Origin of the sequence: Paenibacillus sp. SC116 (genome assembly GCF_024733555.1) — a bacterium.
Classification (GTDB): Bacteria; Bacillota; Bacilli; order Paenibacillales; family Paenibacillaceae; genus Paenibacillus_B.
In genome coordinates this window covers 1,290,387-1,310,718 of the sequence record NZ_JANIOF010000001.1, presented here as the reverse complement: position 1 = coordinate 1,310,718, position 20,332 = coordinate 1,290,387, and the positions used below count along the sequence as shown (strand labels likewise).

Here is a 20,332-nt window from a genome sequence, read left to right as displayed (position 1 = left end):
CGATATGCATAAGCAACAATCCTGCTTAATTGGATATCATTTTGGTTGACACATGGTAGGTAGGTGTCTATAATCTTAATAGTAATCATTACGAAAAAGAGTGAGCTAGTTTCATTGCTCCTTTATTAAGATTAAATTTCAACAGGTGATTTGGAGAGAGGAAGTTGCTCAGATGAAAAAAAGCAAGACGTGGTTGTCGATACTGCTGGGAGCTGTCATTATAGTGACAACTGCCTGCGGGAATTCTTCAACCGTACAAATAGAGGAAGGTAAAGTGAATGTAGTTACGAGTTTCTACCCTCTATATTATATGGCTAAAGAGATCGGCGGAGAGCATGTTAACGTTATGAACTTAATACCATCTGGTGTTGAGCCTCATGATTGGACACCGAAGAGTGTAGACCTTCAGAACGTTTCTCAAGCACAAATTATGCTGTATCAGGGTGCTGGATTCGAAGGCTGGATTGGCGATTTTAAAAATGGATTGGATAACAATTCTAAGGTGAAGCTAATTGAAGCAAGCAAAGGGATTTCGTTAATCGAGGGGACTAATGCTGAGGAAGAGTCTGGACATGGTCATGAGCATGACAATGGACAAGGACACAATGAAGCATCAGAGCATCATCAAGAAAATGAGGAAGGACATAGTCATGAAGGTGGAATTGATCCTCATACATGGGTGAGTCCTAAGTCGGCAATCGTAATGGCGGAAAATGTGAAACAAGCACTAATTGATGCTGACAGCAGCAATAAAGTCTACTATGAAGAACGTCATAAACAACTTCATGATAAGCTTGTTGCACTGGATAAGCAATATTCGGAATCCATCAAACAAACAACTAAAAAAGATATTATTGTTTCACACCATGCATTTGGATACTTAGCTCGTGATTATGATATCCATCAGCATGCGATTATGGGAATCGCGCCTAACGCTGAACCGCGTGCGCAAGATATTTTACGATTGACAAAGCTCGTTGAAGAGAAACAGATCAAATACATTTTCTTTGAGGAGCTTGTATCGGATACATTGGCGAAGACGCTGGCTAGTGAGGCAAATGTAGAGACACTTGTGCTGAACCCGCTAGAAGGATTAACAAAAGAGCAGGAAGCAGCAGGAGATAATTATTTGACACTAATGGAACGCAATCTCCAGCATTTGCTGAAGGCATTGCAATAATAAATGGTAATGAATCGATTACGGTGAATGGTACGTAAGATATCATTCACCGTACGTCGTTCGGATTAAGGAAGTGACAATAGATGAGTGACAATCGTGCCTGTCATAATCAGGTCGTTACATTGGATCAGCTCGGTTTTAAGTATGAAGATCAGCATGTATTTCAAGATATAAGCTTTGAAATTTATGAAAGAGACTTTGTTGGGGTTATTGGTTCGAATGGTGCAGGTAAGACGACGTTAATGCGCCTAATGGTGGGCTTATTAAAGCCAACTGCAGGGGGAGTTCGCTTATTTAATACCCCAATCCAGCAGTTCAAATCATGGGAGCGCATTGGATATGTGCCGCAGAAAAACAACTTTAATCCTCTGTTCCCAGCAACGGTTATGGAAGTGGTCGAGTCTGGGGTGTTCAGCCGTAGTAAGATGTTCCGTCGCTTGTCGCAAGCTGATCGTACAAAGATTGAAGATGCCATGAAAGTAATGCGCATCGAGAACTTGGCGAACAAGCGGATAGGTCAGCTGTCAGGCGGTCAACAACAGCGCGTCTTTCTTGCGCGCGCTATGGTAAATAAACCGGAACTGCTAATTCTGGATGAGCCTACGGTAGGTATTGACGCTGAGACTCAGCGTGATTTCTTTAATTTGCTGCAGCATTTACATGAGCATCACAACATGACCATTATTATGGTGTCTCATGATATGGAAATGGTGAATGCATGGCTAGGAAGTGAGCCTGTACATCGTGCAGGCAAGTTTAGTTTTTATCGAAAGCATTCTCACGAGCAAGTGTGTCAAGAAGAAGACTTCGTACACGGCGTGTTCGTCTAAGTAAGAAGTTCTCGTTAGGAGTAGGAGACTAACTATGTTAATGGATTTATTATCATCTCAATTTTTTCAACGAGCTCTAATGGGGGGGCTCTTAATAGGAATTACAGCTCCCTTAATGGGGATGTTCCTCGTGCTGCGTCGATTATCTATGATCGGGGATACGCTTGCTCATGTAACGATCGCTGGTGTTGCATTAGGATTTTTAATTAATGTGTATCCACTTGCAGTGGGGCTCATTTTTGCGTTGATTGGATCGATCGCGGTGGAAAAGCTGCGTAAATCGTATAAGACGTATGCAGAGTTGTCGATAGCGGTCATTATGTCTGGAGGCGTAGCGCTAGCTTCGTTATTTTTCACGCTTGGAATGAGCTTTAATGCTAATGTATCAAGCTATTTCTTTGGCAGCATTTATACGCTCGCTACTGCGGATTTATTCGTTATTGGTGGTGTCACCGTAATTGTAGTCGGATTTATGCTCGTCTTTTACAAAGAGATGTTCTTGCTTACCTTTGATGAAGATGCGGCTGCTGTTAATGGGCTTCCTGTAAAGTGGCTAAACATAGCCATGATAGTCCTGACAGCGCTTGTTATTAGCGCAGCAATCAAAATTGTTGGCGCCTTGCTCGTATCGGCTTTACTTACGATTCCGGTGGCAATTAGCTTGTTAATGGCACGCAGCTTCAGAAAAGCGATTATTATATCGGTGTTTATCTCCGAATTGGCTGTTTTTGCAGGACTGCTTGTTGCAGGTGTTTGGAATTTGGCTCCTGGAGCGACTATTGTTCTGCTGCTCATCATGGTCCTAATTGTGACAATGCTTGTACGTCGAGGGGTAAAGGTATAAACTGGATAGAGTAGTTCACATCATGTTTCAATTGTGGAGGCATATGCATGACGATTTCAATTGGCATTGCATTTTTAGCGGGAATAGCTTCTTTCTTTTCTCCATGCTGCTTGCCGCTCTATCCATCGTACTTATCTATTATTACAGGTATGTCTGTGCAGCAATTAAAAGAGGAGCAGTCGAAGCGGGATGTTCGTAAGAAGATTATGCTTCATACACTGTTCTTTATCCTCGGCTTTAGCGTCGTATTTTACACGCTAGGGTTAGTAGCTGGCGTATTCGGTTCGATGCTTGTCCAGTATCGTGAACTGGTACGGCAAGTCGCAGCGATTTTCATTATCGCGATGGGATTAATGCTGTTGGGTGTCTTTCAGCCGCAGCTATTAATGAAGGAACGCAAATGGAACGTTGCAGGCAAGCGCGGGAGTTATGGTGGCTCATTCTTGTTCGGTATCGGCTTCTCAGCAGGCTGGTCGCCATGCGTAGGACCTATACTTGGAGCTATACTTGGTTTAGCCGCACAAGATCCAGGTTCATGGTTCTGGCTGTCTACCGTTTATGCAATTGGGTTTGCGTTGCCTTTCTTTGTACTTGGCTTCTTCATTAGTTCAACACGCTGGCTTGTGAAATATTCAAAAGGACTTATGAAGGCAGGCGGAGTGTTGATGATTGTGATGGGGGTCTTGTTGTTCACGGATCAGATGGCGAGAATGAACGCTTGGTTGCAAGGGGTAACACCCGAATGGCTGTACAATTTAATGTAATATGAATATCGGTAGCTGCAAGCTCATCTATAGCATGCAGCTATTGTTATTTTCCTTTTGCAGTCATACATTTTTACATAACATGTAAGACAAGATGGACAGAAGGTAAATGCTAGTAGTAGCAGATGGTTCAACTAAGGTTGAACTTGCAGGGCAAACCATGTAAACTAGAAGAGCCTTTGTGGCAGAAGATGATGTTGAAGTGGAAAAGAGGGAAAATGATGCCAACACCCAGTATGGAAGATTATTTGGAGCGCATCTACAAATTAATCGATGAAAAAGGATATGCCCGAGTTTCGGATATTGCAGAAGGGCTAGAAGTACATCCTTCATCAGTAACGAAGATGATTCAAAAGCTGGATAAGGATCAGTACTTAATATATGAAAAGTACCGTGGATTGGTACTTACTAGTAAAGGGAAGAAAATTGGCAAGCGCTTGGTGGATAGACATCAGCTGTTGGAGGATTTTCTTACTACGATAGGTGTACAAGAAGACCTTATTTATCAAGATGTAGAAGGCATCGAACATCATCTAAGTTGGAATTCCATTACTTGTATCGAAGCATTGGTTGCTTATTTCAATCAGGACCCTACTCGTATAGCGGATTTGCGCCGAATCCAGAGTGAATTAGATAATGATTCCTAAAGCATCTGTTTCTACCGAAACAGATGCTTTATTTTTGACGTCTAAGTATATATAGGTTTGTATTTTATGAAATGGGAGAGTACAAATATGAGTATAAAAAAACGTATACTGGCCATTGCTTGTACTGCAGCTTTGCTGAGTACGACGATTATGCCCGTACAAGCTTTTGCCGAGAAATCCAATGAAATTAAGATTTTACTAAATGATCAACGTTTGAAAAGTGATGTTCCTCCTTATATTATTCCTTCTAAGAACGTGACGATGCTACCATTTCGCACGATAGGGGAAGGTATAGGAGCTACAGTGGATTGGAATCCTTCAAGCAAAGAAGTAATGTTTGAGAAAAATGGTCGTACCATTGTATTAAAGGAAGGCAGTGACTCTGCAATGGTAGATGGCCAACGGAAGCCGTTGGATGTAAGTGCCCAAATGAAGGCAGGACGAGTAATGGTTCCACTACGTTTTGTGAGTGAAAATTTAGGTGTTGCCGTACACTGGGATCCTAGTTCACGCACCGTATTTATGACGATGGAAGATGGCGAAGTAATTGAGATTCCTGCATTGCGTGGTACATGGATATCGACCGTGTACAATATTGACTGGCCAAGTGACCCGCGAAAATCTTTCGATGCAGAGAAGCAGAAGCAGGAATATACAGCATTGTTGGATAAGCTGCAGCAATCCGGTTTGAATACCGTATTTGTTCAAGTTCGACCAACAGCGGATGCATTTTATCCTTCAAATATGCTTCCGTGGTCGGAGTGGTTGACAGGCAAGCAAGGAAAAGATCCTGGCTATGATCCGCTTGCCTTTATGGTGGAAGAAACACATAAGCGAGGCATGCAATTCCACGCATGGTTCAATCCTTACCGAATCAGTGTGCAAGGCGATGTAAATAAATTAGTCGAAAATCATCCTGCACGCAAAAACCCAGATTGGGTAGTAAAGCATTCAGGCAAGCTGCTATTTAATCCGGGAGTTCCAGCGGCTAGGGAATTTATCCTTGATTCGATAATGGAAGTCGTGGAAAATTATAATATTGACGGCGTTCATTTAGATGATTATTTCTATCCTTATGGACAGGAACGTGAGCCTTTCCAAGATGATGCGTCATATCGTACATACAACAAAGTATTCAACAACAAGAACGATTGGAGACGCAACAATGTCAACCTGTTCGTGCAAGAGTTATCTGAGCGTATTGAAAAAACCAAACCGAATGTTTCATTTGGCATTAGTCCATTTGGGGTGTGGCGAAATAAAAGTGTAGACCCAACAGGATCGGCCACGAGTGCAGGGGTGACCAGCTATGATTCCTTGCATGCAGATGTACGCAAATGGATTCAGAGCAGCTGGATCGATTATGTAGCACCACAAATTTATTGGCATATTGGACATAAAGCAGCTTCCTACGATACTTTGGTCGATTGGTGGATGAAAGAGACGGAAGGAACAGATGTTGACTTGTACATTGGTCATGCTGCCTATAAATTAGCAGATCCGAAAGAAAAAGATTGGTCAAGTGCTGAGATATTAATAGAACAGCTTCGTTACAATGAAAGATACAATGGGGATATTGAAGGTAGTATTTTCTTCAGTGCAAAAGATATTATGAGAAATACAAAGCAAGTGGCAGACCAATTAAGTTCATATTACGCTGAGCAAGATGCAGAGACAAAGCAATAATTTCTCATTCTATTCCTTTTAACTTACAGGTGGTACACATAGATGGTCTCTAGTTTCTGAGTAAAATTAACAACATGTCAGTCGAAACATACTATATATTTTTTACGGGGAACTGATTTATAGGTGGGTGGATGGGGAGATTCACTCACCACGTATAAACGATAGTGCCAACGCAAGGCATTCATTATACTAATACTCAAGGAAAGAACCATATGGTTCTTTCCTTTTTCTATTGATCATAAATACTCACTTCCACTCATACACATCGACTAAACAACTACGATGCCTGCATAGATGGCGTATGCAGCGTGAGGAGGATTTTGCGCCAATGTATATCAATGGTGTGTTTGAAGGTGGGGGTGTAAGGGGAATCTCATTGGTTGGAGCTGTTAAAGCGGCTGAACGAAAAGGAATAAAGTTTCGAAAAGTTGCAGGGACCTCTTCAGGGTCAATCGTTGCTTCTTTAATCGCGGCTGGTTACAGTGCGGATGAGATGAAGCGTCTAATTATCGACATGCCATTTTCTTCTTTTCTAAAGAGGTCACCTATATTTAATGTCAAATGGATTGGACCTGCAATGCGCTTGTTAGTGAAAAAAGGGCTTTATTCAGGAGAAGCACTTGAACGCTGGATGTGTTCTTTACTAGAAGCCAAAGGCGTGCGGACATTTGGGGATTTGGAAGACAATCAGTTGCGTATTATTGCTTCTGATATTACAAACGGAAGATTGATGGTGCTGCCTGATGATATGGTGCAATATGGAGTAAACCCCAAGCGCTTTTCAGTAAGTAAGGCAGTGCGGATGAGCACGAGTATTCCCTATTTCTTTGATCCCGTTATATTGCGACAGAGTTTGTCGGCTGACAGAAAGAAGGCATTCAAGCAGCAATTTACTTATGTAGTCGATGGGGGGATGCTCAGCAATTTCCCGCTATGGCTATTCGATGATGACTGCCATCCTGAAACAAGAAGGCTTATACCTACGGTTGGTTTTCAAATGGTTGGCAAGACACCGAATCAACCTCATCAAATCAACGGGGTAATATCGATGCTTCAGGCAATCGTCGATACGATGATATCTGCTCATGATGAGCGATACATTGAATATCATAACCGTTTCCGGACGGTCAAGATTCCTACCCTTGGTGTAGGAATAACGGAATTCAATATTACGCTTGAAAAGAGTCTGGCTTTGTTTGAGTCTGGCTTGCTAAGTGGTAATGAGTTCTTCCACGAGTGGGATGAAAAGCAATATGAACAAAAACTGCTTCATACGAAGCAACTACGAAAATAACGGTGTTGCTACGCAAACTGTACATGTCAGGATCATGAATTTGACGTAGACGCTTGCACAGAGTAACCTAATTCATAGACTCCTTTTCTGAGAAAGCTTACGATGCTTATTTGTATTTCACAGAAGAGGGGATTCTTTTGGATCCGGGGTGGAACTATTTCCAGCAACAGCTTAGTATTGTTACAACGAAGAGATATACCGCAAGCAGCTGATGTATTTGCCGAGCAGTTTATGGAGGACCCGCTATATATTTTTATATTGCCTGATCGACATACAAGACTGAACGTGCTGCGTATCTTTTTCCGTAATTATTTGGACATGCTTTATCCTTATTCAGATTTATATGCAAGTTCCTCACAGCTAGAAGCCGTTATGCTCGTATTTTACTCTGAAAAATTCGGCAGCTCGCGGTTAGCTCAGTTGAATTATGTGAGAAGAATTATAGTTGCGATCATTAAGTCCTTGCCTGCCTGTAAATATATCGGGGTAAAAGGGTTTCTTAGAGGAGTATCCATTCTGAGAAATATGAGCTCAGCATGGCTCAGTATGTTGGAAGATCGACCATATGCGCATATGGATATGCTGGTCGTTCAGCAACAGTACCGTGGTACAGGTGTCGTTACGAAGATGATCATGCCGCTTATTGATGAATGTGCTTCTAATGATTTGGCATGTACGTTAGAGACACAAAATCCAAACAATGTGCCGTTATACGGCAGGTATGGGTTCGAACTTGTAGATACGATAAAAATGCCTGACAGCGAATTGGAACAGTATTGCATGGTATTTAATCGATAACATGAACATGTACGTTGAACTTGACGAGTTCAATGGAAGGGATAATGCCTTCTTCTTTTTCTAAGAGAAAGGATGAGAAGAGTCGGTAAGAGATCTAGCTTGCATATTTGCAGCTGGCTACTTGCCGGCTCTTTTGTGCTATAAAAGGTGAGGCAATAGTAATAGTTAACTTTATAGTTAAGTGCCAATATTGCTCCGTTCATTTTTCGTCATGCTAAGTACTACTAAATCGTACGAATGATCAATCATGGCTTCAAGTTCTTCATCTGTCAAATTCCCATCTAGGGAGACGGTGTTCCAATGTTTCTTATTAAGGTGATATCCTGGTTTTATTTCTGGGTACTGCTCACGTAATGAATCCGCCCGGAAAGGTTCGCATTTTAAGCTCACTGTTGGTGCTCCATCCGTTGAAAAGAGTGCATACATTTTGGTGCTTACTTTCATGACATCGACTTCCGGTCCAAAAGGATTTGTTAGGCTGGTCCCTCTTTTTGTCATACAATATTCCACCCACTTGTTCATGATTGCTGCCTCCTTGCCATCTTATGTACGTTGCTATTATATAAATAACAAAACCCTTCCAACTACCTTCTAGGAAGTGAAAGGGCCGTTAGCGCTCGAGGCGACAACATGATTCTGAACATGTTTATGTTATTGAGATTCGCCTGTTGAGGATTTTTCAATGGAACGACTTGAAGAATTCTTTCCCTTATTTCCATCAATAACGGTTAGGGTAGCAGAAGACCTTCGAGTTTTTATTGGCTTATGGTTTTTGACGTTTTTGGTGTGTTTCGTATTTCGCATTGCTTTCATCTTCGCTTCCGTCGCGGCTGATTTTTTCACACGTGGGTGTGAAGTTGTACGCTTTGGACCGAAACGATAGAAGATGAAAATGATCGCCGCTAAAACGAGTGGGATCGAATAAGCGATAGGATTAGATGAAAATCCGATTACAAATCCTAGAGCAGCACACCCAAGTACGACATATACGAGCCAATTTGGCACTCGATTCATCTCGCTAACCCCTTTCCATTACATAAGTTAAGCGCTTGTACGAGCACTTCTTTCTGCACCAATTGTACGATCTAATTCAAGCATGCGTTCAAATGAAGCGATTGATACCTCAACTTGATCATCAGTTGGTTCTTTTGTTGTAAGAAGTTGCAGCCACAACCCCGGATATCCTAAGAAGCGGAGTACAGGAACGTCGCGCAATGCATTTGTAAAGCGCAAAATTTCATAAGAAACACCGATTACAACGGGAAGCAACAGCAAGCGACCAACAATACGATCAATCATGCTATCATAAGGCACAAAGCTATAAATAAAGATACCGACGATAATAGTCAAAATCATAAAGCTGCTGCCACAACGATAATGCAAGCGTGTGAACTGTTGTACGTTGCTTACCGTAAGCTCTTTACCTGCTTCATAGGCACTTATCACTTTATGCTCTGCACCGTGATATTGGAACAGACGTTTAATGAGTGACGTTTGGGATATAAACCATAAGTAGATAAGAAGCATGAATAATTTAATGATACCTTCAATAATCGTATGAAGCACTCGATTATCGAATGCTTTGCCGAATAGGAACTCTTCAATAATAACAGGAACCGCTGTGAAAATAACTTTGCTGAAGACAAAAGACAAAATGCCTACAACAGCAACGCTAAGAATCATTCCAATATCCCAAAGCTTGCTTGATTTTTGAGCTGGGTCTGGGGGTCCTTCTTCATCCTCAGCATACTTCTCAGTTGCAAAGTTCAAATGCTGAGCTCCACGGGCGCTAGCTTCAATAATACCGACTAAGCCGCGAATAAAGGGGATTTTCTTCAAAGCTGTTACCCATTTCTTATCCTCGCGCGGAACTTCATAAAAAGATAGTTCCATATTCTTTCGGCGAACGGCCGTTACATTTACATGCTGGCCTGCAAACATAACGCCTTCAATGACCGCTTGTCCGCCGTATATGGATTTCGGTTGTTCTGACAATCCTTTCACACCTTCCCGCCATATTAGTAATAAAATGTAAATTATAATACCTGATAGAATCCTTTTTATATATTGTATAGGATTTGCCGTTCTTTTTCCAGAAGAGAACCTATATCCGTGAGCCAAACCGTTATAAGCTTCGTTAATCTGTCTCGCTTCCGCGCATACTACTAACAAGTTTCAAGTTGGGAGCAATTACACATGATGGATAAGGAGCAGGTAAAGTGAATCAACATGAATCAAGAAACAAACAAAATCAGAAGAACCAACAGAATCAACAAAATAATCAACCTAAGACCAACCCTTGGTGGTTTGCGCTGCAGCTGGGGTTTTATGCAGGTTTGATATGGGGAGGGATGCGAATTCTTTCATACGAACTGCATTTCACAGTGAATGTGCCAGGTTTTTTGTTGGAACCCTTTTTGCTAAATAGTTTTTTGAAAAGTCAACAGGGGCGATTTGTAGGTTGGGGAGCCTTTATTCTGTTTTCCATTCTATGCAGTCTGCTCTATACATTTACAATGAGGAAACGAAAAGGTCCTTGGCCAGGTATATTGTATGGCATTCTCTGGTGGGTACTGTTATTTGTAGCCGTTGGTCCAGCCATCGGGTTAGTTCTTCCCGTAACCCAAACCTCTTATAATTCCATAACGACAGATCTATGCATATTTTTGTTATGGGGATTGTTCATTGGCTATACCGCAGCAACTGAATACAATGATGAGCGTTTGCGAGAGCCGGAAAACGAAGAGAAAACCGACTCAGATGATACTGTTCAAACTGCGGCAAATGCCACCTCTTGAACGGATAATCCTAGTTGCGCTACGATGATGCTTCTCAAGTGCTTGTTCCTATGATAAAATACGTGAGTATTGGTCTGATGAGTATCTTCTAATAGCGCTCGGTTATCCGAATGCTCTTTAAGACAGGTGGGATACAATGGCACGTTACTTGGTATTGAACGGACCGAACTTAAATATGCTGGGGATACGTGAACCAGGTGTTTATGGTGCGACTACGCTTCAGGATATTGAGGAGCGCCTACAACAAATGGCGGCACAACTGCAAGTAGAGTTGGAGTTCATGCAGACAAACTACGAAGGGGCCTTAATCGATCGCATTCACGCTGCTTATGGTCAGTGTGACGGTATATTGATTAATCCTGGAGCTTGGACGCATTACAGCTATGCCATCCGTGATGCGCTAAGTGCGGTAGCACTTCCTGTTATCGAGGTCCATTTATCGAACATACATAAGCGCGAGGCGTTTCGTCATGTTTCGGTTATTGCTCCCATTGCGGCAGGTCAAATATGCGGCTTGGGCGCTTATAGTTATGAGTTGGGCTTGCAAGCCTTGCACCATATCGTGTGCAATCAATCGCAGGAATAATCAGCACGAACATTAGCGGACAGGAGAGGATTCAGATGATCAATGCTCGCGTGGAACGTCTTCGTAAGGAGCTGGAACAACGAGGGCTCGAAGGCATATGGATCGCAAGTGAGTATAATAGACGGTACATGACAGGATTTACAGGATCAGCAGGGTATGTATTTATTTCTGCAGATCGTGCTATTTTACTGACGGATTTCCGCTATATGACACAAGCTCCTGAACAAGCGATTGGGTTCGAGGTTTTGGAGCATGCTCCAAAAGTTACGGATACATTGGCATCATTGCTAAAAGAATCCGGCATCAGTCGCATTGCATTTGAGCAGGATCATATGAGCTACGGCGTATACGCTAAATATGGGGAAGCATTGGATGGTATAGAGCTTGTACCTGTTAGCGGATTGGTTGAGCAGCTGCGTATGGTGAAAGATGAGAATGAGTTGGCTATTATGCGGGAAGCTGCTGATTTGGCAGATCGCACATTTAGTCATATTCTATCGTACATCAAACCAGGTATCTCGGAGATGGATGTTGCATTGGAGATGGAGTATTTCATGCGTAAGCATGGGGCGACATCAAGCTCCTTTGAAACAATTGTTGCTTCAGGCGAACGTTCAGCACTGCCACACGGTGTAGCAAGTGATCGTATTATTGGTACAAACGAATTCGTTAAGCTGGACTTTGGTGCTTACTACAAAGGTTATTGTTCCGATATAACTCGGACCATTGTAGTAGGGGAACCGACAGATCGCCATCGTGAAATTTACAACATTGTGCTTGAGGCACAGCTTCATGCGTTGGAGCATATTCGTCCTGGTATGACAGGGCGAGAAGCAGATGCACTTGCACGTGACATCATTGTCAAACATGGTTATGGCCCTCAATTTGGCCATAGTCTTGGTCATGGCTTAGGGATGGAAGTACATGAGTACCCGCGCTTGGCTATGAGTGATAATACGGTGTTAACTCCCGGAATGACCGTAACTGTTGAGCCTGGTATTTATATACCTGGATTCGGCGGTGTTCGAATTGAAGATGACATTGTCATGACGGAGAACGGGATTGAAATAATAACACATTCAACGAAACAATTGCTCGTCATCTAGAACAAATTCGGACGAGCTCGAACGACCTTAGGAGGGAATATCGTGATTTCAGTTAACGATTTTAAGACAGGACTTACTGTACTAGTAGAAGGGGACATCTTCACAGTACTTGATTTCCAACACGTTAAGCCAGGTAAAGGTGCTGCATTCGTACGCTCCAAGCTTCGTAACTTGCGTAACGGAAACACAGTAGAAAGAACATTCCGTGCTGGTGAAACAATTGGCCGTGCACAAATCGATAACCAACAAGTTCAATACCTATACAACAGTGGTGACGAGTATACGTTCATGGACAACGAAACGTATGACCAGTTCAATTTGTCTCACGAACAATTGGAGTGGGAATTGAACTTCCTTAAAGACAACATGGTTGTTAATATTTCCAGCTACCAAGGCGAGATTCTTGGAATCACTATGCCGAACAGCGTTGAATTGAAAGTTGTAGAAACAGAGCCAGGCATTAAAGGTAACACGGCAACTGGTGCAACGAAGAACGCTAAGCTTGAAACTGGCTTGAACGTTCAAGTTCCACTCTTCATTAATGAAGAAGATGTATTGCTTATTGATACACGCGAAGGCAAGTACATTTCCCGCGCGTAATAGCCAATCGTCATTATATTCATAAGAGAGAAAGCTCTGCATCCTATTTAGGTATGCAGAGCTTTTTTAGTGCAAATTTTCGTATAATTAATTCATATATTTTTCCACCACTACATATGGAAACGTGCTATAATACACAATTAAATGAAAAGATACATTCCGAGGATTGGGAGTGAGCAGTGTGGCTTTGTTCGTCATGAAGTTTGGTGGAAGTTCAGTTGGTGATGTCGAGCGTATGCAGAGAGTCGCCAAACGAATTGTTGAGAAGAAACTAGATGGCCACCAATGTGTGGTCGTTGTATCTGCTATGGGCGATACGACGGATGACTTGATTGATAAGGCTAAACTGCTGAACAGTACGCCGCCTGCGCGAGAAATGGACATGTTAATGACTACAGGTGAACAAATTAGTGTATCCCTATTGTCTATAGCGGTTCATCAACTTGGGCACGAGGCTGTTTCGTATACAGGCTGGCAGGCTGGATTCCTAACGGATCAAACCCATGGTAAAGCACGTATCGTGGATATCGACCCGGCACGCGTGAAACAGTCGCTCGATAAAGGACAAATCGTAATCGTAGCGGGTTTCCAAGGTGCTTCAGATGCTGGAGAAATCACAACATTAGGCCGTGGAGGATCCGATACAACTGCTGTTGCATTGGCTGCAGCCATTCAGGCTGATGTTTGTGAAATTTACACCGATGTTGATGGTATCTATTCTACTGATCCACGGATTGTGCGCTGTGCTCGCAAGCTTAATGAGATTTCGTACGACGAGATGCTGGAACTTGCTCATTTAGGTGCTGCTGTACTGCATCCACGTGCTGTTGAATATGCGAAGCATAACAAGGTATGTCTAGTTGTTCGATCTAGCTTTACTCATAATGAAGGTACAACTGTGAAGGAGGAAGCAGTCATGGAGCAGGGAGTTGTCGTTAGCGGTATTGCTTATGATAAAAATGTGGCAAGAATCAGTATTATGGGAGTACCTGATGAACCGGGTGTATTGGCCACCGTATTTGGTAAATTGGCTGATGCTAGTATCGATGTCGATATCATCGTACAGAGCGGTGTTCAGGACGGAACAGCTGATTTCAGTTTCACAACTGTTCTAGATGATAGAGAGAGAGCACTTCAAGTAATCGAAAGCTTCCGTCAACAAGTACCTTATCATGATGTATCCTCCGAGACTGATCTTATTAAAATTTCTATCGTTGGCGCAGGTATGGTTAGTCATCCTGGCGTAGCAGCGAAAATGTTTGAAGTTATTTCAAAACTCGGGATTAGTATTAAAATGGTCAGCACTTCAGAAATTAAAGTTTCTTGTGTCATCTCCAATTATCAGCTTCCCGAAGTTGTTCGCGCACTTCATACCGCATATGGCTTGGATACGGTAGAAGATGCGTTTGTTGGTGGTCCGCAAGATCGACGTTAATATACGTAAGTGTATTCCCGTCTACTGATAACAACCAGATAGAGCTCTTATTCTTTAATTAAAATAAATAATTGAATGTAAATAAAGAACCTCCGATGTCCATTGTATGAAATGGTCTCGGAGGTTTTTGGTTTATAGCCATGGTACTCAGTATTCGGATTAAGATGATTCACGATGAGGAATCAAGAGATGTTGGTGTAGTGTTGGAACGAGATGAACTTGATTCGTTAGAGAGCAGAATTCAACATCGTCACTGAATCCTAGCTTGAGCAGGCGCTTGCCACTGGAGCTTTGTCTTACTGCGTCATGAATATGGTCCTTATGCTGCTTATATGCACTAAGGGTCAACATGCCAAGATCGTTCGTTACGATCATCCCAGCATGGTCAGACATCATCTCATGTAATATCATCCCTGCGCAGAGTGCGTCTTCAAACGCAAAAGCGTCCTGTGTGCCTGTACAGAGTAAGGCAACGTTTCTTCGTAAGCTTAGTGCGAGTCGGGCGCATGCGGATGCATTTAAAAATGCGCCAGCAAGAACATGTTCGGCACGTACTGCCTTTTGAATCGCCCGTGTCCCGTTAGAGGTAGTAAGGACGATGCGTTTATTTAGACACCAGCTAGATGTATATTCATGGGGAGAATTTCCAAGATCGAAACCGGCAATTTTTTTGCAAAATCGTTCTCCTCCTAGAACATCCCCTTCTACATATTGCTGCCTCGCTTGACCGACTGTTTCTACAGGCAATACTGATGCGGCGCCATTTGCCAGTGCTGTAATGATCGTGCTAGACGCCCTTAAAACATCAATAACAATGACTGTGTGTTGATTCAAATCAACGGCTCTCGCTTCACCGATACTAGCAATGACATCAACTTGTAACTGCATAAGCTTCCTCCTCTTCTTGCTGTATGGGTGAAGGTGCTTGTACGTATTCAGCTGAAGGAACATATATCAACGATGTTGGCGATTCGAGTACGCCTGTTTTTCATTAATTTTATAGATATCACTTGCATATAACATGCTCTCCCCACTCTATTTTTCTAAATGAGATCTGAATCAGTACTTCCAGTACCTAGATAATATCGAAGCCTGTTTCTGAAATCATATGAAATAAAACAAGATCCATGCCTCCTGCTGATAGGAGTGAGTTGAAGCTTCTCCTATTTTTGATTCATGCGCTTGCGAATACATTGCCTCCGAATACAAGTTCAATATATGCGTCGTTCCAATGACAGGTGCCTATGTGCATGGATGGATAACAGAAGTGTGTAGCAAACAAGTGACTGTATTGTGTTTGAAAAATAATAACACCCAATGTACAAGTAGATGAGACAAGTCATATTTAGCAACAATGATCATACATATGGGAGTAAGCGGCCAAGCCTGCAGAACAGATCGAAATGCATGATCGACCTTTTGCAAATTCGCCTGTCTCAAGAAGGGAGGACCATATGGCAGTAGCAACTGCTTCAGGATGGATTCATGTGATGCCGCCTGCTCTTCGTTCCATTCTCGCCAACATTCCTGATCAAGTACTGAATGAGCTGGAAGAAGTACGGATTCGAGAGGGTCGTCCGTTGGAAATTGGCTTCATGGGTGAGTATTATTTCGTTACGGCAGAAGGCATACTGACAAGTCAAATTCATGAGGCATATATACCTGTTCGCGAAGACGGTCACCAGTTGTTAGATGTGTTGACAAATCACTCGCTATACACGATGGAGGAACAACTTAGACGCGGCTATGTGACGATTGCAGGGGGACATCGTATAGGACTAGCTGGGAGAACGGTATTGACCAATGGAAAGGTTAGTCACCTGCGTGATATTGCAGGGTTTAATATTCGAATCGCCCGCGAGAAGCAAGGAATATCGGCTAGTTTAATGCCACTGTTACTAGACTTTAGACAGCAGTCTATTCACCACACGCTCATCGTATCTCCACCTCAGCATGGCAAGACCACAATGCTTCGTGATATGGCTAGGTCCATATCCGATGGACGCTGGAACCATCCAGATGTGAATTGGAGGGGACTAAAGGTCGGCATTGTGGATGAGCGCTCGGAAATTGCGGGTTGTGTACGTGGTGTCCCTTGTTTTGATGTAGGAGCTAGAACTGATGTGCTTGATGGTTGTCCAAAAGCGGAAGGAATGATGATGCTCATCCGCTCCATGTCGCCAGATGTACTTGTCGTCGATGAGTTTGGACGTGAAGAAGATGTGCTGGCGATGAATGAAGCGATACATGCAGGTGTGCGTGTAGTCGCATCGGCACACGGAGCAGATGTGAAGGAAATCGCGCGCAGACCTGGCATTGGACCGCTTGTTGAAGCCGGCATTTTTACTCGCATTGTCGTTCTTAAAAGAGTCAGAAAGCAATGGACGCTTCGTGTCTATGACGAGAAGCAGCGAGCTCTTCAAACGTCTGCATCCCAACGTATCGGAAGGGAGGGGGAAGCTCATCATTAAGTTGCTCGGAGCTGCTATTGTCATTGCCGCAGCGGGTGCAATCGGCTGGATACAAGCCTCTCACTATGCGGCCCGTCCCCGCCAGCTCAGACAATTGCTTATCGCTCTTCAACGCTTGGAGACATCTGTCATGTATGGACATACCCCACTTGATGAAGCTTGTGAACAACTAAGTGCGCAAGTGCCACCCCCCTTGAACAAGTTATTTGCAAAAGCGGCAGCGGGGATGCGTGCAAGAGATGGCCACATTCAGACAGCCAAGTCTGCTTGGCATTCAGCCCTTCAATCAGAAGCACCGCACAGCGCCTTAAAGTCGCAAGATGTCCGTATTTTGTATGATCTCGGAATGAGCTTAGGCATTAGTGACCGAGAAGATCAGCGCAATCATCTTCGCCATGCAATGAAGCGAATAGAGCAAGAAGAAGCCAATGCAAGCGATGAAGCGGGGCGGTATGTAAGAATGTACCGGAGTATAGGTGTATTAAGTGGTATTTTAGCTGTCATTTTAATGTATTGAGGTGCCTGATTATGAATGTGGATGTGAGCGCGATATTTCAGATCGCTGGAATCGGCATCATCATTGCTATGATCCATACGGTCCTGAAGCAGATGGGCAAGGAGGATATGGCACATTGGGTCACAGTTATCGGATTTGTCGTCGTTCTATTTATGGTCGTTCGATTACTGGATCATTTATTCCAAGAAATCAAAACCATTTTCTTATTTCAGTAGGTGATGTTGATGGAGATTGTGCAGATTGTCGGCCTTGGCCTTATTGCGGCCATACTCGTACTAGTCGTTAAAGAACAAAAGCCGATGTTTGCCTTTCTCATATCGGCTTTCGCTGGCATTGTCATCTTTTTGTTCTTAATAGGAAAAATTGAGGCAGTAATTGAAGTGCTAGATTCTTTGGCAGAACGTTCAGGCATCGAGCCTATTTACGTGAAAACGATTTTGAAAATTATCGGGATTGCGTATATTGCCGAATTTGGCGCACAGGTGGTAAGAGATGCCGGTCAGGACGGAATCGCAACAAAGATTGAGTTGGCAGGCAAAGTATTGATTATCGTCATGGCCATTCCGATTATTAGTGTCATCATTGAAACCGTTATGAAGCTGCTGCCAGCTTGATGGAGGGAGAGGCTGTGAACGAGCTGTACGACCGCACGACGAGTTCTAACAAATTCATTTCCTTATTCATATTCGTGTTCATCCTATCACTGCTCGCTTGTGTGTCTGGCGCTTATGCCTCTTCGGAATTTACATCAACGGAGGAAGCACTTTCCACAACTGTACAAGCTGCTGCTGAAGGGACAAGCTCAGATTTGTCAACTTCTACGCCAGCTGCAGCCCCGACAGACTCCTGGATTAAGGAGCAGACAAAGCAGCTGCCGACAAGTGAGGTTGAGGGATATTGGCAGGAACTGTTGAACAAATACGGTGGTTTCTTCCCACGAGATTCACTGCCGAACTTTACAGATTTACTGCTTCCGGGCGGGGAAAAATTGACGATAAGCAACACGTTTAAAGCGTTAGGCAAATTTCTAATGCAAGAAGTGATTACGAATGGAAAATTAATCGTCACCATTGTCATTCTTGCCGTATTTAGCATGGTGCTTGAAACATTGCAAACTGCCTTTGAGCGCAATACGGTCAGCAAAATTGCTTATTCCGTTTCGTACATGGTCATCATTATTTTGGCCATCAACAGTTTTAATGTAGCGATTGGCTATGCGAAAGATGCCATATCAGGAATGATTCATTTTATGATGGCTATGGTGCCGGTATTGTTTACATTGCTTGCCTCTCTAGGCAATGTAGTAACCGTGTCTGTGCTGCATCCTCTCATCGTATTTATGATTCATTTGGTAGGCACAATTATTTACACAGTTGTCTTCCCAATGTTGTTTTTCTCAGCAGTTCTGCATATTGTCAGCTCTCTGACGGACAAGTATAAAGTGACTCAACTTGCCAATCTGCTTAGAAACATCAGTGTTGGATTGCTCGGTATTTTACTCACTGTATTTCTTGGTGTTATTTCCGTGCAAGGAGTAACCAGTTCGGTAACGGACGGTGTGGCAATTCGTACTGCCAAGTATATTACGGGCAATTTTGTGCCTGTCGTGGGTAGAGTGTTTTCAGATGCAACAGATACAGTAATTACGGCTTCCTTGCTCGTGAAAAATGCGGTGGGCCTTACCGGGGTCATTATATTGTTGTTCCTATGTGCATTTCCTGCATTGAAAATTTTAACGTTGGCGCTTATTTATAACGTGTCAGCTGCAATTATGCAGCCACTTGGCAATAGTCCAGTCGTCGGCTGTCTGCAAACAGTTGGAAAGAGCATGATTTATGTCTTTGCTGCGCTTGCAGCAGTAGGACTCATGTTTTTTTTAGCCATTACGATTTTGCTGACAGCAGGTAATGTAACGGTGATGATGCGATGACAGCAAGTCCAAGGAGGAGGGGTGAGTATGAGCTGGCTCAGTGAATGGTTAAAAGAGATCATTATGCTTATTTTGCTGGCGGCTTTTGTCGATTTGTTGCTGCCAAGCGCAAAAATGCAGCGATATGTAAAGCTCATGCTCAGCCTGATCATTTTATTGGCTTTGCTCTCACCGATTATGAAGTTATTCGACAAAGATCTAGCGGAGCAAGTGGCTGTTGAATGGGAGCAATCTAATCCGACAACGAGTGCATTTGCTTCATTGACTAGCATTCAACGGGATGCCGCACGCTTGCAGCACCAGCGTCAAATGAAGGTGAGCGAACTTGCCGAATCACAACTGGAGTCTCAAATGATTAATCAGCTGAATGAATTGGCAGTAGGAACGAATACGAGTCAGTTGGATGAAACCTTGCAAGTTGAAAGTGTTGCGAAATTGATTCCTGCTGACGATTATAGTGTCCAAGCAGAGAAAGTAACAGTGAGCTTAGGAGTATCAGCCAATCAGCCGGAGCCTTCAATACAATCGATTACGGTTTCTATGACCTACAGCAATCAAACAGCTTCCCCCCTTTCGAAACAGAATGAAAAAACGGAGGGAATCATGCCTGTGGAACAGGTGCACGCGGTTGATGTACAAGCTGAATCTATCGGTGATCCTACATCTGCCCAGAGTGGGAAATCCAATTCCCTTGAACAGAATGTAGCGAAGAAGTGGAATAAGCGAATTACCGACATGCTCACTTCGAAATGGCTTGTTAAACCAGAAGCGATACAAATTGATTGGAAAAAAACATAAAATAATGCGCGTTAACATGCTAAGAAGTCGTAATTGCTAGTCATATTT

Annotated in this window: 23 protein-coding genes; 19 read left to right on the top strand and 4 right to left on the bottom strand. The window is 43.1% G+C overall.

What is annotated here, in order from left to right; translation table 11 throughout:
* The first annotated feature begins 172 nt into the window (after positions 1 to 172).
* The 8 genes from NQ117_RS05740 (at position 173) to NQ117_RS05705 (ending at position 8,043) form a co-directional block, all read left to right on the top strand.
* Entirely contained in the window at positions 173 to 1,180 is a 1,008-nt protein-coding gene (locus NQ117_RS05740) for a metal ABC transporter substrate-binding protein (protein WP_258277019.1), read from the top strand.
* An 83-nt stretch (positions 1,181 to 1,263) separates the two neighbouring features.
* Positions 1,264 to 2,010, top strand: a complete 747-nt coding sequence (locus NQ117_RS05735; protein WP_258277018.1) for a metal ABC transporter ATP-binding protein — start codon at positions 1,264 to 1,266, stop codon at positions 2,008 to 2,010.
* Between the two features lie 40 nt (positions 2,011 to 2,050).
* Positions 2,051 to 2,854: a metal ABC transporter permease gene (locus NQ117_RS05730; protein ID WP_258278179.1), complete on the top strand. Its 804-nt coding sequence runs from the start codon at positions 2,051 to 2,053 to the stop codon at positions 2,852 to 2,854.
* 47 nt (positions 2,855 to 2,901) lie between these two features.
* Positions 2,902 to 3,618: a cytochrome c biogenesis CcdA family protein gene (locus tag NQ117_RS05725; protein ID WP_258277017.1), complete on the top strand. Its 717-nt coding sequence runs from the start codon at positions 2,902 to 2,904 to the stop codon at positions 3,616 to 3,618.
* Between the two features lie 221 nt (positions 3,619 to 3,839).
* On the top strand, positions 3,840 to 4,265 hold the full coding sequence (mntR, locus tag NQ117_RS05720) for a transcriptional regulator MntR (RefSeq protein WP_144991717.1): 426 nt from the start codon (positions 3,840 to 3,842) through the stop codon (positions 4,263 to 4,265).
* Positions 4,266 to 4,352: 87 nt separating this feature from the next.
* Positions 4,353 to 5,951 carry a family 10 glycosylhydrolase gene (locus NQ117_RS05715; RefSeq protein WP_258277016.1) on the top strand — a complete coding sequence of 533 codons (1,599 nt, stop codon included), beginning with the start codon at positions 4,353 to 4,355 and terminating at the stop codon, positions 5,949 to 5,951.
* Between the two features lie 328 nt (positions 5,952 to 6,279).
* Entirely contained in the window at positions 6,280 to 7,245 is a 966-nt protein-coding gene (locus NQ117_RS05710; protein WP_258277015.1) for a patatin-like phospholipase family protein, read from the top strand.
* Between the two features lie 177 nt (positions 7,246 to 7,422).
* Positions 7,423 to 8,043, top strand: coding sequence for a GNAT family N-acetyltransferase (locus NQ117_RS05705; protein ID WP_258277014.1), 621 nt, complete (start codon positions 7,423 to 7,425; stop codon positions 8,041 to 8,043).
* A gap of 177 nt (positions 8,044 to 8,220) precedes the next feature.
* On the opposite strand, the gene NQ117_RS05700 is transcribed toward NQ117_RS05705, so the two are convergent.
* From NQ117_RS05700 to NQ117_RS05690, 3 genes are all read right to left on the bottom strand, one after another.
* Positions 8,221 to 8,565: an MmcQ/YjbR family DNA-binding protein gene (locus NQ117_RS05700; protein WP_258277013.1), complete on the bottom strand. Its 345-nt coding sequence runs from the start codon at positions 8,563 to 8,565 to the stop codon at positions 8,221 to 8,223.
* 129 nt (positions 8,566 to 8,694) lie between these two features.
* Positions 8,695 to 9,057 (bottom strand): UbiA prenyltransferase family protein, encoded by a 363-nt coding sequence (locus tag NQ117_RS05695; protein ID WP_258277012.1) that lies wholly within the window; start codon positions 9,055 to 9,057, stop codon positions 8,695 to 8,697.
* Between the two features lie 27 nt (positions 9,058 to 9,084).
* Positions 9,085 to 10,038 carry a DUF1385 domain-containing protein gene (locus NQ117_RS05690; protein ID WP_258277011.1) on the bottom strand — a complete coding sequence of 318 codons (954 nt, stop codon included), beginning with the start codon at positions 10,036 to 10,038 and terminating at the stop codon, positions 9,085 to 9,087.
* 224 nt (positions 10,039 to 10,262) lie between these two features.
* On the opposite strand from NQ117_RS05690, the gene NQ117_RS05685 reads away from it, so the two are divergent.
* From NQ117_RS05685 to NQ117_RS05665, 5 genes are all read left to right on the top strand, one after another.
* On the top strand, positions 10,263 to 10,841 hold the full coding sequence (locus NQ117_RS05685; protein WP_258277010.1) for a YqhR family membrane protein: 579 nt from the start codon (positions 10,263 to 10,265) through the stop codon (positions 10,839 to 10,841).
* Positions 10,842 to 10,977: 136 nt separating this feature from the next.
* A complete protein-coding gene (gene aroQ / locus NQ117_RS05680) occupies positions 10,978 to 11,427 on the top strand; it encodes a type II 3-dehydroquinate dehydratase (RefSeq protein ID WP_258277009.1) in 450 nt (149 codons plus the stop codon).
* 35 nt (positions 11,428 to 11,462) lie between these two features.
* Complete coding sequence (locus NQ117_RS05675; protein ID WP_258277008.1) at positions 11,463 to 12,533, top strand: M24 family metallopeptidase; 1,071 nt, start codon at positions 11,463 to 11,465, stop codon at positions 12,531 to 12,533.
* 42 nt (positions 12,534 to 12,575) lie between these two features.
* Positions 12,576 to 13,133 carry an elongation factor P gene (gene efp, locus NQ117_RS05670; RefSeq protein ID WP_258277007.1) on the top strand — a complete coding sequence of 186 codons (558 nt, stop codon included), beginning with the start codon at positions 12,576 to 12,578 and terminating at the stop codon, positions 13,131 to 13,133.
* Positions 13,134 to 13,314: 181 nt separating this feature from the next.
* A complete protein-coding gene (locus NQ117_RS05665; RefSeq protein WP_258277006.1) occupies positions 13,315 to 14,568 on the top strand; it encodes an aspartate kinase in 1,254 nt (417 codons plus the stop codon).
* Between the two features lie 159 nt (positions 14,569 to 14,727).
* On the opposite strand, the gene NQ117_RS05660 is transcribed toward NQ117_RS05665, so the two are convergent.
* Complete coding sequence (locus NQ117_RS05660; protein ID WP_258277005.1) at positions 14,728 to 15,456, bottom strand: 2-phosphosulfolactate phosphatase; 729 nt, start codon at positions 15,454 to 15,456, stop codon at positions 14,728 to 14,730.
* A gap of 566 nt (positions 15,457 to 16,022) precedes the next feature.
* Here NQ117_RS05660 and spoIIIAA point away from each other — a divergent pair.
* Genes spoIIIAA through spoIIIAF form a run of 6 tightly spaced genes read left to right on the top strand, consistent with a single transcriptional unit; the run spans position 16,023 to position 20,284 of the window.
* Complete coding sequence (gene spoIIIAA / locus NQ117_RS05655; protein WP_258277004.1) at positions 16,023 to 17,039, top strand: stage III sporulation protein AA; 1,017 nt, start codon at positions 16,023 to 16,025, stop codon at positions 17,037 to 17,039.
* Entirely contained in the window at positions 16,966 to 17,556 is a 591-nt protein-coding gene (gene spoIIIAB, locus NQ117_RS05650) for a stage III sporulation protein SpoIIIAB (RefSeq protein ID WP_258277003.1), read from the top strand. Before spoIIIAA ends, spoIIIAB begins: the two co-directional genes overlap by 74 nt.
* Before the next feature lie 11 nt (positions 17,557 to 17,567).
* Positions 17,568 to 17,771, top strand: a complete 204-nt coding sequence (gene spoIIIAC, locus NQ117_RS05645) for a stage III sporulation protein AC (RefSeq protein ID WP_005546700.1) — start codon at positions 17,568 to 17,570, stop codon at positions 17,769 to 17,771.
* Positions 17,772 to 17,780: 9 nt separating this feature from the next.
* Positions 17,781 to 18,170 (top strand): stage III sporulation protein AD, encoded by a 390-nt coding sequence (spoIIIAD, locus tag NQ117_RS05640; RefSeq protein WP_258277002.1) that lies wholly within the window; start codon positions 17,781 to 17,783, stop codon positions 18,168 to 18,170.
* A 14-nt stretch (positions 18,171 to 18,184) separates the two neighbouring features.
* Positions 18,185 to 19,486, top strand: a complete 1,302-nt coding sequence (spoIIIAE, locus tag NQ117_RS05635; RefSeq protein ID WP_258277001.1) for a stage III sporulation protein AE — start codon at positions 18,185 to 18,187, stop codon at positions 19,484 to 19,486.
* 27 nt (positions 19,487 to 19,513) lie between these two features.
* Positions 19,514 to 20,284, top strand: a complete 771-nt coding sequence (spoIIIAF, locus tag NQ117_RS05630; RefSeq protein ID WP_258277000.1) for a stage III sporulation protein AF — start codon at positions 19,514 to 19,516, stop codon at positions 20,282 to 20,284.
* The last annotated feature ends 48 nt before the right edge of the window (positions 20,285 to 20,332 follow it).

Excerpts from the sequence above, each read along its gene's own strand:
- NQ117_RS05740 (WP_258277019.1), top strand. The coding sequence starts at position 173 with ATGAAAAAAAGCAAGACGTGGTTGTCGATACTGCTGGGAGCTGTCATT.
- NQ117_RS05735 (WP_258277018.1), top strand. The coding sequence starts at position 1,264 with ATGAGTGACAATCGTGCCTGTCATAATCAGGTCGTTACATTGGATCAG.
- NQ117_RS05730 (WP_258278179.1), top strand. The coding sequence starts at position 2,051 with ATGGATTTATTATCATCTCAATTTTTTCAACGAGCTCTAATGGGGGGG.
- NQ117_RS05725 (WP_258277017.1), top strand. The coding sequence starts at position 2,902 with ATGACGATTTCAATTGGCATTGCATTTTTAGCGGGAATAGCTTCTTTC.
- mntR (WP_144991717.1), top strand. The coding sequence starts at position 3,840 with ATGCCAACACCCAGTATGGAAGATTATTTGGAGCGCATCTACAAATTA.
- NQ117_RS05715 (WP_258277016.1), top strand. The coding sequence starts at position 4,353 with ATGAGTATAAAAAAACGTATACTGGCCATTGCTTGTACTGCAGCTTTG.
- NQ117_RS05710 (WP_258277015.1), top strand. The coding sequence starts at position 6,280 with ATGTATATCAATGGTGTGTTTGAAGGTGGGGGTGTAAGGGGAATCTCA.
- NQ117_RS05700 (WP_258277013.1), bottom strand. The coding sequence starts at position 8,565 with ATGAACAAGTGGGTGGAATATTGTATGACAAAAAGAGGGACCAGCCTA.
- NQ117_RS05695 (WP_258277012.1), bottom strand. The coding sequence starts at position 9,057 with ATGAATCGAGTGCCAAATTGGCTCGTATATGTCGTACTTGGGTGTGCT.
- aroQ (WP_258277009.1), top strand. The coding sequence starts at position 10,978 with ATGGCACGTTACTTGGTATTGAACGGACCGAACTTAAATATGCTGGGG.
- NQ117_RS05675 (WP_258277008.1), top strand. The coding sequence starts at position 11,463 with ATGATCAATGCTCGCGTGGAACGTCTTCGTAAGGAGCTGGAACAACGA.
- NQ117_RS05660 (WP_258277005.1), bottom strand. The coding sequence starts at position 15,456 with ATGCAGTTACAAGTTGATGTCATTGCTAGTATCGGTGAAGCGAGAGCC.
- spoIIIAA (WP_258277004.1), top strand. The coding sequence starts at position 16,023 with ATGGCAGTAGCAACTGCTTCAGGATGGATTCATGTGATGCCGCCTGCT.
- spoIIIAB (WP_258277003.1), top strand. The coding sequence starts at position 16,966 with ATGACGAGAAGCAGCGAGCTCTTCAAACGTCTGCATCCCAACGTATCG.
- spoIIIAC (WP_005546700.1), top strand. The coding sequence starts at position 17,568 with ATGAATGTGGATGTGAGCGCGATATTTCAGATCGCTGGAATCGGCATC.
- spoIIIAD (WP_258277002.1), top strand. The coding sequence starts at position 17,781 with ATGGAGATTGTGCAGATTGTCGGCCTTGGCCTTATTGCGGCCATACTC.
- spoIIIAF (WP_258277000.1), top strand. The coding sequence starts at position 19,514 with ATGAGCTGGCTCAGTGAATGGTTAAAAGAGATCATTATGCTTATTTTG.